Genomic DNA, 13942 nt, shown 5'->3' with positions numbered 1-13942 from the left:
GCCAGTCGACCGCCTATTAAAAAAGCCTTGGCTTTGTTAGTTGGCAGAGAGTTCGCACCCGTCTTTGTATAGCGTGTTACAGCTAGTTGTTATAGTAAAACTGTCGTTCTTCGGTCGGTTGCAGCCTGCCCCCACATTTTGCAATCCGACCGTTCTCTTTCTTAATCATTCTTCGATGCTGCAGCCTGCCCCATTTGCTTGCCTGACATCATATATCATCATTTATACCCTTATTATTGTAATAACTGCAGTGCCGCCTGAGGCCGCTGATTTGCTTGGCTAAGCACCGTAATGCTGGCCTGCTGGATGATTTGATAACGTGTCAATTCTGCTGTTTCAGTTGCAAAATCGGTATCTCGGATACGTGACCGTGCGGCTGATACATTTTCAGAGATATTCGTTAGATTTCGAATAGTTGACTGAAACCGGTTTTGAATTGCACCCAAATCAGCGCGTTTTGCATCAATGATGGATATAGCACCTAACACTGCCGTCATGGCACGAGAAGCATCCGCTTCTGTGACTACTGACACGTTATTAGCAGGGTTACTCTGTGCACCAAACAAACCGGATGTACCATAACCACCTAAGCGTGAGATATTGACACTGATCGTTTGACCCGGGTTGGCGCCGACTAAAAATGCTGACGAGAAAGTACCACCAAGGATATTCACGCCACCAAATTGTGAAGTTGCGGCAATTCGACTGATTTCTGCTTTTAACGCAGACACTTCTTTTTGCAGTGCCAAACGATCCGCAGAACCATTGATTCCGTTTTGTGATTGAACCGCTAGCACCCGAATACGTTGCAGTGCTGACGTGGTTTCAGCCAATGCACCTTCCGCAGTTTGCGCTAACGAAATACCGTCATTGGCGTTTCTTACAGCCATGTCCAGACCCAATATTTGAGTTGTTAGACGGTTTGAGATTTGTAGTCCAGCTGCATCATCTTTTGCGTTATTGATGCGAAAACCAGACGATAGCCTTTCAAAGGCAGTGCTGAGTTCGTTGTTCGACGTGAATAGCTGACGCCTTGCATTCAACGACGACACGTTCGTGTTGACGAATAAAGACATTTTTTTCTCCTAACGATTTTTGCAAACTGCTCGACCTGTTTTTATTTTTTCCGGTCTTTGAGCATCAACGTGCGCTATTATTATTATTAGTGCGTCACTATTTTTTATGGCGTGTACTTATTTTATTTTTTAGATATACATCGCTCTTGCAACCTGTATCGTTCGGATCCAATTTTTCCTTTAGACTAATTTTCAGCTAAATTTTTATTTCCTTTAAAATCATGAACTTAAACCACGAAAAAAGCCGACTAAATTAGTCGGCTAAGCGCTCTTACGTTAGGAGAGAGTGAGCGGGCTCTCTACGTTTTGGGCCATTAAATTAGGAAACACTACCTCCTGGCTTTAATATCCCAAGCGTATTTTTTTACCCTAGAAGCTGAAGTGCTGACTGCGGACGCTGATTAGCCTGCGACAAAACAGTCAAACTTGCTTGTTGGATAATCTGGTTTTTAGTCAATTCTGCAGTTTCTGTGGCGAAGTCAGTATCTCGGATACGACCACGTGCACCGGCAACATTTTCTGAAATGTTACTTAAGTTTCTGATGGTAGATTGGAAACGGTTTTGCAAGGCACCCAAGTCGGCACGTACAGCTCCAACTGTGGATATAGCAGCGGTGATTGACGTCAACGTGGCAGATGCATCTGCAATATTTGCTACAGAAGTATTGGTCAAACCTAGACCAGACGCGCCATATCCACCGCTACGAGATAGGTTGATAGAGATTGTCTGTCCGCCGTTTGCGCCCACTAAGAAAGCAGCTGAGAAGCCACCGGTTAGGATATCGACGCCAGCAAACTGTGAATCCGTTGAGATACGTGATATTTCAGTTTTAAGGGCAGATACTTCTTTTTGCAGTGCTAAACGGTCAGCAGAAGTGTTGATACCGTTTTGTGATTGTACTGCAAGCGTACGGATACGTTGTAGTGAGTTTGTTACCTCACCCAACGCGCCTTCAGCGGTTTGCGCTAGCGAAATCGCGTCATTGGCGTTACGTACGGCTTGGTTAAGACCCTGGACCTGAGTGGTCAAGCGATCGGTGATTTGCAGACCGGCAGCATCATCTGATGCACGGTTGATACGGAAACCAGAAGACAAACGCTCGAAAGACGTGCCTAAACGGTTTGATGAATCGAATAATTGACGTTGCGCATTTAAAGACGAAACGTTGGTATTGACGAATAATCCCATGGGATATCTCCTACACTCTCAGTCCAGCGTTTCGCTGGCAACCGAAAAAACTCGGCGGTTAAAAAACACATTCAAGAACATCAACTGATCAATAGAAAAGTTGGTGTTACTGGCTCTCTCAGGTAAGGGTATCGACGGATCCTAAAATCCCTTTAACAAAAATTTGCCGTTTTTTATTCAAATGGCAATTTATTGCCGCATTAGTTAACCTGAACTCGGGGTAAGATGTGTCGAGAAATTAAATATTACATAACGATTTCAAAGTTTTAGAGGGGATATATAAAAGCGAACTTGTAAAACACACATCAATGATGCAATTTTTGCGATTAGCAAGGCGAGTTTTCGTACGTAATAGCTGGCCTATTGCTAGAAAACGCAACGCAGATAAGCGTAAAAAGGGCGTTATTGATAGGCACGTATTACTCCGAGTTCAGGTTACCTAACCTGAACTCGGGGTAAGATGTGTCGAGAAATTAAATATTACATAACGATTTCAAAGTTTTAGAGGGGATATATAAAAGCGAACTTGTAAAACACACATCAATGATGCAATTTTTGCGATTAGCAAGGCGAGTTTTCGTACGTAATAGCTGGCCTATTGCTAGAAAACGCAACGCAGATAAGCGTAAAAAGGGCGTTATTGATAGGCACGTATTACTCCGAGTTCAGGTTAGCAATCTAATTAACTGACGCTTAATGTATTTTTTATTGGAAATTAATCGAACATATGCAATTTCACTGGACCAAGAAACTGACAGTTTCGCCCAAACATAATGCCTTTACTGATTTGTGTGAATACAACCGCCAACTGATTTGCTGTTATCGTGAAGCCACCGATCATATGGGGGTTGATGGTGCGGTACGAATAATGATACTTAATTACGAAGGACAAATTATCGCTCAAAGTCGTATTACAATTGCACACTGCGATTTACGGGATCCTAAACTAACGGTTATGCCTGATGGCAAATTATTGCTTAATGCCTATGCAAGATGTTACGACAACAACGACAAATGGACTCACAGCCATTCCCTGTGCTGGTTTTCAACAGACGGATTAAGTTGGTCAAGTGCTCGTTGGTATGGTGAAAAAAATTGGTGGGTATGGAGTCTAGCATGGCATCAAGATCAGGCGTTTGGACTCGCCTATAATCGTAAACAGCAATCATTGAATTGGTATAAAGGCAATCCATTGCGCGGATTTCATTGTATTGAACGTGAGGTTTTGGGACTCAAAACGCATGGCTTAGGTTATCCCAATGAAGCGGCACTGTGTTTTACGTCCGATGAAACAGCGTTAGCTATTGTGCGCCGCGATGCCGACTCATTTACTGCACAATTGGGGATCTGTACAAAACCGCACAGAAGCTGGCAATGGATAGATTTGCAGGAATATATTGGTGGTCCGGCTATATTACTTTGGGATGAAAGCCATTTAATCATCAGCGGCAGACGTTGGAATGGCAAGCAATTTAACACTGCTATCTGGTTGCTCGAACTGACCACGCAAAAATTGCAGCTGTTATCACTGCTGCCATCGGCTGGAGATAACAGTTACCCAGGCTTAGTCAGACGAGGGCAGGATCTTTATGTGTGTTATTATTCCAGTCACCTTAGTGCCACCAGCGACATATTTTTGGCTAAATTGAGCTTAAGTTAGCCGAATTCAACGCCACTATCGAATATAGTCAAAAAGAGTAAGTCCAGTGACGCGTGAAAACGTCGCTTGAGCTGCTTGTAATGCGGTTTCTTGTTTACTTAACTCGGACACCGCTTCGGCGTAATCCACGTCTTCGATCACCGAGCGCGCTGATTTATTAGCAATTTCTAAATCCAAATTAGATTCAAGTACCGATTGTGCGACATTTAATCTGCCACCTAATGACGAGGTTGCATTAGCCAGTTTTTTAGCACCGTTATCCAGCCCCACTAAGCCATCCGCAATTGCCTTGCTAAAGTCAGTGTCGGATAAAGAGGCATCATTGAGGGCAATAAAAAAGTCATTGAGCGTTTCGGCAATATTTTTCTTTTCTGGCTTGTTTAATTCAAAATCAAACGTATCACCTGGAGCGGCATTCACATCAAAGGAAATACCTTTAAAAACAAAAGGCTTACCTGACTCGAAGTTTTGTGTCGATATAGTCGCCCCCGTTCCGATGTTGTCGATCCGGATCTGATTGCCAGCCAAAACCGTTGCTCGAAATTGATTATTAGCTGGCGTTACCGCATCGTAATTTTGCTTATGGAATTGATCAAAAGCGGCCTGTTCGGTAATACGCGATGACAATGAGCTAACACCCACGCGAGCAGTGACGTTTATATTAAGTCTGGCCTGTACGTCTTCAAAAACCGTTTTCCCAGAGCTATTGGATTGGATAGTGACAGCATCAGAGACTTGAATCTTTTTAAATCCATCATCTCCAGCAAAGGTATATTTTTTATCGGTGGAAGATGGGTCGTAGCTGAAGGCTTCCGTTTGTGACTGATATCCTGCGAAAATGTACTCGCCATTCGAATTTTGCGAATTCATTAATCCAAATATTTCATCGCGGATCGAGCCAATTTCAATGCCAATTGCCTGCAAATCGGTTTTATCATAAACCCCATTGCCTGACTGGATCATTAATACGCGTGCACGATCAAGGGCGTTGTTAATATTCTTTAACACCACTTCTTCTTGCTCTAATGAGTTTTGTAAAAGCGTATTGTTACGCTTGTACTGAGTTATTTTATCAAGATCTTCGGTCAATCTGACCACTTGAGCTGCACCGACCGGATCATCTGACGGTCGCAATAACTTTTTCCCTGAAGACAATTGTTGCTGGACGTCAGACAAACTTCCCTGATTACGCGTTATCGCATCAATGCTTCGGTCATAAAGCTGGTTAGTTGATATTCTGGTCATATGCTTAATTATCTCGTCGCGCTAAATATGGTATCGAACAGGGACTGCGCCGTTGTCAGGATCCTTGCGGATGCCGCGTACGTTTGCTGAAACCGCACAAGGTTTGCCGCTTCCTCATCCAAATTCACTCCTGACACCGATTGAAACCAGTCGTTCGATTGGGTTTTCATCGCTTCGGCAGCCTGTAATGATATATCTGCCGAGGCCGTTTTTGCACCTATATCACTGACAATATTGGCATAGGCTTCATGAAAAGACACCTTATTGCTGCCACCACTGTTATTTTGACTCATGATATCTTTGTCTTGCATTCTAGCCAGCTCTAGGCCATTACGGTTATCGTCTACACCATTAGTATTGTAGCTAATGCTGAAAGTATCACCTGCAACAGGGGTGCCTTGTAAGCTGAAATCATAGCCAGGATAATCATTCAACGCGGCAAAGGGCCAGCCAGCATCATTAGCGGCTTGGGTCATGAGATTGTTATAGTCAGCAACACCATTAACCACCACCAGTGAGTTCCCTGCTTCGTCAAATACTTCAAATTCAGTGGCGCTATTAAACACGATACTCGCTGGACTTCCGGCAACAAATCCACCGTTACCGTTGAACGCAGATCGATCAGGATCGGTTAAGCTAGCATCTACGGTTGTGTTAGTGACTGTAGATCCAGTTAATTTAGCATCCCCTAAATTATCAATGGCAGAATCAACCCTAAAAGGTGACGCCAAGGCAATGTCTTCAGGTCGAGTCATGATCACTTCGATTGATTGCGCTGTTCTTTTGGTTGGTTGCAGTAGAAAGCGATCGCCTGCGGCATAACTATCGCCATTGGGGAATTCTAATTCCAAGCCACCAATCACTGAAGTGAAAGTGTCATTTTCGGCATCCACGCCTGTGTAAGCTTGGGTAATAACATTACCATCAGTGTCCCTAACTTGCGTTCCGTCTGGATTCACCAGTGTCACGGTAAAATCAACGGTATCAGGTGTGCCCGCGGTCGTGCCGGTGATTTCGATTAAGTAATCTGCACTGGTAAGAGAAGAAGCGCCGTCTTCAGACAGTCTGCCGGTCATGGTCAATGTCAAATCAGAATTATCTGAATAGTTAAGCCCTTGAAACTCGGGTGTAGAAAAGATGTTGCTACCTAATTGCTGATCGAAATCCATACCTAGACGATTTTGCTGGTTCATGGCGGTCACCATGGCCATGGAAATTTGTCCCAATTCACGCTGACTTTCAGCCAAGATTTCATCCCGATAACGGAACAAACCGCCCATCTGACCGCCCAGATTAATTTCAGGCAGCCTCAATGTGGTGGGTTTTCCGGTACTGGAAAGCAAAAGACTACGATAATCAGGGTCTGGATCGCCACTGAGTTGAAATAGGTTGAATGAGCCATCTTCTAGCACCAGCGATTCACCGGATTTAAGATTGACCATGGTTGAACCATCTTGGTTACCGTTGGATCTGGTTTCAATGGACATTAATTCCGCCAGTTCCAAGATTGCACTATCGCGCTTATTTTTTAGTACGCCTGGCTCATCAAACAGGTTATTGCCTTCAGCCACGCGAATATTTTTATTTAGATCAGCGATGGTCTCAATCAAATTATTGGCATAATTGACCATAGCGTCTAACTCAAGATTCAATTCTTTTTCCTTGTCGTCCATAAAGCGAGACAAGGTAGACACTTGCCCTACTAAGGCATTCGCTTCGCCTAAGACTAATTGTCTGGCGGCCATATTAGTGGGTTCATCAGTGGCGGTTTGCAATGAGCCAAAAAACCGACTCATACTGCTGGACATGCTATTGGCTTCACTGGCAAAAATATTGTCTAACACCGATGCTCGTTGAAAATAGGTTTCATATTCACCCACTTGCGTGGTATCACGTCGCAACTGATTTTGCGCAAACACATTGATAACACGTTCCGTTTTGCCTCGCCCAACACCGCCCACCAACTGACTTTCAAAGGTGGTACGTTCTCGTACGTAACCTTCAGAATTTACATTGGCAATATTGTTACTGGTGGTTGCCAGCAATTCGTTACTAGCGCGCACACCACTGGTGGCTATAGTATAAAGGTCAGCGGCTTTGATCATCGGTTACTTGCTCCGAAACTTAACGCAGTCTTGAAGGTGTCACTGTTTAACACTGACAATATTTTATCCGCATACTGAGGATCAGTGGCATATCCGGCGTCCTGCAAAGCACTGAAGTAGGCTTTTGGATCAGATGCTTTTTCAAGCGCTTGCTTATACCGTGGGTTATCGACCACAAAAGACACGTAATCTTGTAAAGAATCAGTAAAAGAGTCGTAACTGCGAAACGCGGCTTTTTGCTGTTTGGGGATCCCTTGGTCGAACTCCAAGGTATTGATAGCAGCACTTTCTCCCTCCCAACGCTTATCCGCTTTGATACCGAATAAGTTGTGTGAATTCTGACCGTCACCACTGTGGATCATGTAACGTCCCCAACCTGTTTCAACCGCCGCTTGAGCAAGCAATGCCTCAGGATCAATTCCCAGTTTCTGAGCAAATTCTTTCGCGTGAGGCAACAAAGTGGCCACGAACTCGGTCGGAGATGCGAACGCACTTTGCTTACTAGCACTTTGCTGGCTTGTGTTTTCTAACTTGCTTTTTGGGGAGGTAGCTTCATCGTCATTAGCGTTAAATTTAACACTCGGCTGACGTGTCATGTTATCTAAATTAGCATTATCTCTGATTGCCGCTGCGGGCATAAAACCGTCTTTACCCGGGCTGAGTTGTTGCACAATGATGTCTGCGATACCCACACCACCTCGGGTTGAAAGATCAACCGCCAGTTGTTGATCATGCATATCACGATAGAATTGGACTTGTTGAGAATTAAATGGACTGTCTTTATCAGCTTGAGCATCTTGTGCTTTGCGCATGGATTTGAGCATCATTTGCATGAAGATCGCTTCAAACTGTTTGGCAGCTTCTTCCAACGCACCTTTGTCACCACTTTGCGCTGCGCGCCTAAGGTTATCGATCCCCTTAATGTCATGCACATTTCGCGACATGTCGAGCTGATGACTGATGTTGTTTTTAATGTCCATAGGATGTTCTCATTTGAACGTCAAAGTTAAATGACGACCAACTCCCCCTGTAATGCGCCAGCTTCACGCAGCGCCTCCAGTATCGCCATTAAATCACCGGGCGCGGCGCCGACCTCGTTCACCGCTCTAACTAACTGATCAAGTGTCACGCCGGGCTCAAATTTAAACATGCGACTATCATCTAAGTTAACGTCAACAATGGATTGTTGTGCCACTACGGTTTCGCCATCTGCTAATGCATTGGGTTGAGATACCGTTTGGTATTCAGAAATAGTGACCGTTAAACCACCATGCGTGATAGCGGCGGGCAATAGACGCACATCTTTGCCAATCACTATGGTGCCGGTACGACTATTAATGATCACTCTTGCCGGCGCATCCGCTGGGGTAAATTCAAAATTCTCAAGGGTTGCAACAAAGCCCACTCGTTGACCCACATCCCTAGGGGCAGTCACTCTCACCGACGCCGCATCAAGCGGTGTGGCGATGGCAAAGCCCATTTCAGCATCGGCTCCTAAGCGCATATTAATGGTATCGGCCAACGCTTTGGCGGTGGAAAAATCCGGATAGTTTAAGTTCAGCGTCAAAAAGTCATTTTGCATGAGTCCACTTGGTACAGCGCGCTCAACCAGTGCACCATTAGCAATACGACCGACAGTAGGGGTATTTGAAACGATGCGTGAGCCATCAGCCCCTTCGGCGCCGAATCCACTCACCACTAAACTGCCTTGGGCGATGGCATAGACTTTACCATCGAGTCCCTTCAAAAAGGTTTGTAACAAAGTACCACCGCGCAGGCTAGCCGCTTCGCCAACCGAAGAAACCGTAACATCAATGGTTTGACCTGGTTTCATAAACGCAGGTAGCTCGGCATGTACCGCAACCGCGGCGACGTTCTTGATTTTTGGTTTAATATTGGATGATAAACTTATTCCAAAATTGGATAACATGGTGCGAAAGCTCTGTTCAGTGAACGGACTTTGCTCGCCTGTTCCTGGCAAACCTACCACTAAACCATAGCCCACCAATTGGTTACTCCGTACACCTTGAATAGAGGCGAGATCTTTGATCCTTTGCGCCGATGCCATGGGCGTTATTAAAGCACCAATTAATAAGTAAACGATCCAGCAAATGCGTTTGTTACTAAGCATTAGAAAGGCCACCATTCAGAAGCGAAGAATTTACCTAACCAACCATGTTGCTGGGCGCTGGCAAAGGTCCCTGTGCCACTGTATTGAATGCGCGCGTTAGCAATCTTGGTTGAGACTATTTCGTTGCTCGGGCTGATATCAGCGGGACGTACAACACCGGTGAGACGAATATATTCGTCACCGTTATTCAACGTCAGCCATTTTTCGCCTCTCACCACTAGATTTTGATTGGGTAAGACTTGGATCACGGTAACTGAAATGTTGCCACTGAGATTATTACTTTGATTAGATTGCGCATCACCGGAAAACTCACTGCCGCCATTCAAATCTAACTGGATCCCCTGACCACCAATATTGATCGCATCGCCGCCTAACCCAAGCAAGGGATCAACGGAGACACCCGTGTCTCTATTGGTCGTGGTACCGGCCGACTTAGTGGCACTGGTATTTTCTCTTAGATTAACGGTAATGATGTCACCAATTCGACGCGCTTTAACGTCTGAATAGATACTGTTGGCCATATCAGCCTGAAAAATTGAGCCGTCTTCGGCAATCTTTTGCCGCGGCATGTCGCCGACAATCGGTGCATAGAAAGGGTCATTTGGCAGCGGTCCTGCATGGTGGTGCGACGCACAACCTGTTAGCAAAAGCAGTGCAATGATTCCAAATACGAGTAATAACCTATTCATTGGGAATACCATTAAAGTTGTTGTATTACCTGACCAAGCATTTGATCCACAGATGAGATAACTTTTGAATTCATCTCATATAAGCGCTGACTTTCAATCAGGTTAACCAGCTCTTCTGTGACGTTGACATTCGAGGTTTCTAACGCGCCTTGCACGATAGAGCCCAACCCCTCAAGTCCAGGAACCCCTTGCAGCGGAGCGCCACTTACGGCGGTCTCAACGTACAGGTTCTGACCTATAGGTTGTAATCCTGTGGGGTTGATGAAGTCTGACAGGCTAATTTGTCCTAATACCGCCGGTTCAGCTTGTCCGCGTAAACTGGCAGACACTTCACCGTCTTGGGAGATGGTAATTTGCTGTGCATCTTCTGGCACAGTGATATTAGGTTGCAGTAAAAAGCCGGCACCAGGGGTGACTATTTGCCCCTGATCATTCAAGGTAAATTGACCATTTCGGGTGTAAGCAATAGAGCCATCAGGCTGCAGAATTTCGAAAAATCCCTTACCTTGAATTGACATATCCAAGGCATTTTCTGTTGTTAGCATATTGCCTTGGGTATGGGATTTTTGGGTGGCAACCACTTTACTACCCGCGCCAAGCATTAATCCTGAAGGCAACTCGGTATCGGCTGAGGACCGCCCGCCAGGCTGATTAATGTTTTGATATAGCAGGTCTTCAAAGATCGCGCGATCTTTTTTGAAACCCACGGTACTGGCGTTGGCCAGGTTATTTGAAATCACAGCAACGTCCGTTTGTGCTGCATCGAGTCCGGTTTTACTTATCCATAATGCTGGGTGCATTGTTCACCTCCGCTAATTAATTAGGTTCGCTTACTAGATTATTCTGAGTAACATATTGCCGCGCATGTCTATCGTGTCGGCAGTTTTCATCATTTTGACTTGCATCTCGTAATGGCGTTGCAAGCTGATCATATTGACCATTTCTTCAATCGCGTTGACATTACTGCCTTCTAACATGCCGGTACGGATACTCACGTTGATGGCCTCAGGCGCGTCTTGGCCGTTTTTCAATCTGAATAAGCCGTCTTCGCCGCGCTCCATATCCCTGACATTTGGATTGACGAATTTCAACCGCCCTACTTCTTCAAGTACGGTCTCTGGTGCACCTTGTGGCCGCACTGAAATAGTACCGTCGTTAGCAATATTAATATTTGACAGGGGGATGGGTAGATTAATAGGACCCTGGTCACCGACCATAGTGTTGCCGTGGGCATCTTCTAAACGCCCATCGGCGCCAAGTTGCAAACTGCCCGCTCGGGTATAGGCTTCATTACCTTGCGCATCTAACACACTAAACCAACCATCACCTTGAATTGCCGCATCTAATGCGCGGTCGGTTTGGATCATGGCGCCGCCATCGTAATTATTTGAGGGGGATTCTGTCATTGAGAAAACACGAGTGGGCAGCCCCTCTCCGAATGCTTGCATCGAGCGAGTATTCTCCAGCATGGCTTTGAACCCATTGGTCTGGGCATTAGCCAGATTATTGGCTCTTACCGCTGTACCGAGTAAATCCTGTTTAGCGCCGCTGGCGGCGATGTAGAGTAATTTATCCATGACAACTTATTGACTCTGGTGAATTTGTATAAATATGTGCAATAAAGATGCCAGCCGTCTTGTTAAAACATAAGAATCGTAACAATGAGATATAAAAAAGGCCGCAAAAGCGGCCTTAGTGTTCAAAATCAAATTATCGGATATTCAAAATGGTCTGATTAAGACTATTGTTAACTTCCAGAGCTCGCGAGTTTGCTTGGAAGTTCCGTTGCGCGATGATCAAATCAATCAGCTCAGTGGTTAAGTTCACATTCGCTTGCTCTAGCGCTGAAGAGTTAATATCACCAAAGGTTCCTGTGGTTGCCTCACCGGCCAATGCTTCACCCGACAGAATACTTTCTTGCCATTGGGTGTTGCTTTGCTGGCTCAACCCTTGCTCATTGGAGAATCGAACCAACGCCACGCGCACTACTGGCTCTGACGTACCGTTTGAGAAAGTAGCTCGAACCAATCCATCAGGCCCAATATCGATGCCCGTCAAACGACCCACAGGCAAACCATCTTGCTCAAGAGACGTAACCTCAAATGCAGATGCAAACTGAGTAGGCTCATCTGGCGTTGCATTGGCTGCATCAAGCGCAAAATTGGTTGTGATCGCTTGGGTAATATCAGAGCCATTAGTCAACGGTGGGTTACCTAACTGAACCGTTGTAATATCACCTGTCGCGGATTGTGTACCGTCACCATTTTGTACACCAATGAAATCACCGCCACTACTGAACTGCAAACGGAATCCTGTGACCGCATTAGCGCCTAATGATACAGCACCGGCAATGTTGTTAGGATCAGTACCGGCAACGTTAGGTGTATCGCCGGCAGTATTTACCGGTGTATCGTCGATGTAATTCACCACCACCCATTCATTGCTAGCATTCACATCTTTCATAAAGTAGTAGGTCATAATATGACTATCACCTAATGAATCGTAAACGGTGATCGAAGTCGCTGCGTTGTATGTCAGCGGATCATTTGGATCAAATAAAGCAACATCTACAGCACCATCACCTGCGGGTAAGTTAAAGCGCGGTGACACTTCGGTCGTACGTTGGGGTGAACCCGAAGAGTCAGGGATACGCACAGGTACAGTAGTACTTAATGCCACTGAAGCAGAGGTTCCGTCTGAGTTGACTGGGAATCCCATTAAATTGTCGCCATTTGAATTAACAACAAAGTTATCTTGATCTAATTTGAACTGCCCTGCTCGGGTAAACGAGAAATCACGAGAGGTAATATCTGGCGTTGTGGCAAAAAAACCATTGCCGGTAATCGCCAAATCTAATGACGTGTTGGTAAATTGCAAACTACCTTGAGAAAACTGCTGAGCCACTTCTTGTGTCAAAACACCGTCACCCACTTTGGTTCTGCCACCCGACAATAAAGAAGTTGCATACACATCACCAAATTCGGCGCGTGATTCTTTAAAGCCCACAGTATTTACGTTAGCAATATTGTTTGCCGTTACGTCTAAGTCTCTTTGCGCGGCACTGACACCACTTAATGCGATATTAAAAGACATTGCTTATTCACTCCTAAAACTTATTTGACTATCACGACCGGGGTTAGCCACCGATTTGAATAACTTCACTTAAATTAACACTCGACTCACCATCCAGATTCAAAATGACACCCTGGTTATTACCAGCCAAACTCACACTATCGACATGACGGTTTATGGCTGTTGGCAATGTTGTTGAATCACCATACTGAGTACCTTGAGCCCTGATGATGTAATTACCGGGCGGCAAAACATTGCCATTGCTGTCTTTTCCATCCCAGTTAAATTCAATATTGCCTGCGGGTTGAGTACCAGCATTGATGGTTTTAAATACTTCACCGATTTCACTTTCAATGGTGATTTCTAAATTCTGCGTAGACTGCTCGGTAATAACCACACCAGACAATCCATCACTGGTGTTGCTGAGGTAACCCACATTGCCCGGCAGTAATACATCTTGCCCAATCAGGCTGGAAGCTTGAAGCGCCTGATTTGAGGTCATTGACGAGGCAAAGTCTTGGAACTGAACGTTAAGCTCGTCGATCCCCTCTGAGATACTAAAACTGGTCATTTGCGATACCATCTGATCATTGTCCACAGGTTTAGTGGGATCCTGATTCGCGAGCTGCTCAGTTAGCAAGGCGAAAAAGTCTTCTTGCGAGAGACGCTGGTTACTGCCGTCGTCGACAGGTACCTTATCCTCTTGTAAGTAGAGGTTTGGATCCAGTCCGGTATTTCTTGTTAATTCCACTTGGTTACCCTCATTAATTCAACG

At 45.2% G+C, this 13942-nt stretch carries 12 protein-coding genes; 1 reads left to right on the top strand and 11 read right to left on the bottom strand.

The annotated features are described in order from the left end of the window. Window positions 1-233 precede the first annotated feature (233 nt). On the bottom strand, window positions 234-1076 hold the full coding sequence (locus ABD036_RS11015) for a flagellin N-terminal helical domain-containing protein (RefSeq protein ID WP_343859819.1): 843 nt from the start codon (window positions 1074-1076) through the stop codon (window positions 234-236). A gap of 364 nt (window positions 1077-1440) precedes the next feature. After that, complete coding sequence (locus ABD036_RS11010; protein WP_343859817.1) at window positions 1441-2265, bottom strand: flagellin N-terminal helical domain-containing protein; 825 nt, start codon at window positions 2263-2265, stop codon at window positions 1441-1443. 727 nt (window positions 2266-2992) lie between these two features. On the opposite strand from ABD036_RS11010, the gene ABD036_RS11005 reads away from it, so the two are divergent. Then, window positions 2993-3925: a hypothetical protein gene (locus tag ABD036_RS11005; protein WP_343859815.1), complete on the top strand. Its 933-nt coding sequence runs from the start codon at window positions 2993-2995 to the stop codon at window positions 3923-3925. 15 nt (window positions 3926-3940) lie between these two features. Here the strand turns inward: ABD036_RS11005 and flgL are convergent, their stop codons facing one another. From flgL to ABD036_RS10960, 9 genes are all read right to left on the bottom strand, one after another. Next, window positions 3941-5170: a flagellar hook-associated protein FlgL gene (flgL, locus tag ABD036_RS11000; RefSeq protein WP_343859813.1), complete on the bottom strand. Its 1230-nt coding sequence runs from the start codon at window positions 5168-5170 to the stop codon at window positions 3941-3943. An 8-nt stretch (window positions 5171-5178) separates the two neighbouring features. Further along, complete coding sequence (locus ABD036_RS10995) at window positions 5179-7275, bottom strand: FlgK family flagellar hook-associated protein (protein WP_343859811.1); 2097 nt, start codon at window positions 7273-7275, stop codon at window positions 5179-5181. After that, window positions 7272-8255 carry a flagellar assembly peptidoglycan hydrolase FlgJ gene (gene flgJ, locus ABD036_RS10990; protein ID WP_343859809.1) on the bottom strand — a complete coding sequence of 328 codons (984 nt, stop codon included), beginning with the start codon at window positions 8253-8255 and terminating at the stop codon, window positions 7272-7274. Before flgJ ends, ABD036_RS10995 begins: the two co-directional genes overlap by 4 nt. A gap of 26 nt (window positions 8256-8281) precedes the next feature. After that, window positions 8282-9343: a flagellar basal body P-ring protein FlgI gene (locus ABD036_RS10985; protein ID WP_343859914.1), complete on the bottom strand. Its 1062-nt coding sequence runs from the start codon at window positions 9341-9343 to the stop codon at window positions 8282-8284. A 62-nt stretch (window positions 9344-9405) separates the two neighbouring features. Further along, a complete protein-coding gene (gene flgH / locus ABD036_RS10980) occupies window positions 9406-10095 on the bottom strand; it encodes a flagellar basal body L-ring protein FlgH (RefSeq protein WP_343859806.1) in 690 nt (229 codons plus the stop codon). Between the two features lie 11 nt (window positions 10096-10106). Beyond that, window positions 10107-10895: a flagellar basal-body rod protein FlgG gene (gene flgG, locus ABD036_RS10975; protein WP_343859804.1), complete on the bottom strand. Its 789-nt coding sequence runs from the start codon at window positions 10893-10895 to the stop codon at window positions 10107-10109. A 33-nt stretch (window positions 10896-10928) separates the two neighbouring features. Then, window positions 10929-11672 (bottom strand): flagellar basal body rod protein FlgF, encoded by a 744-nt coding sequence (locus tag ABD036_RS10970; protein WP_343859802.1) that lies wholly within the window; start codon window positions 11670-11672, stop codon window positions 10929-10931. A gap of 133 nt (window positions 11673-11805) precedes the next feature. Then, window positions 11806-13188: a flagellar hook protein FlgE gene (gene flgE, locus ABD036_RS10965; RefSeq protein WP_343859800.1), complete on the bottom strand. Its 1383-nt coding sequence runs from the start codon at window positions 13186-13188 to the stop codon at window positions 11806-11808. Between the two features lie 43 nt (window positions 13189-13231). After that, the gene (locus ABD036_RS10960) at window positions 13232-13918 is read right to left on the bottom strand and encodes a flagellar hook assembly protein FlgD (protein WP_343859798.1); all 687 of its coding nucleotides are present in this window, start codon (window positions 13916-13918) and stop codon (window positions 13232-13234) included. Window positions 13919-13942 lie beyond the last annotated feature (24 nt).

The sequence above is a fragment of the Aliiglaciecola litoralis genome (assembly GCF_039523355.1).
Taxonomy (GTDB): domain Bacteria; phylum Pseudomonadota; class Gammaproteobacteria; order Enterobacterales; family Alteromonadaceae; genus Aliiglaciecola; species Aliiglaciecola litoralis.
Note: the sequence above shows the minus strand (reverse complement) of the source record. Positions and strands in the feature narration are given on the sequence as shown.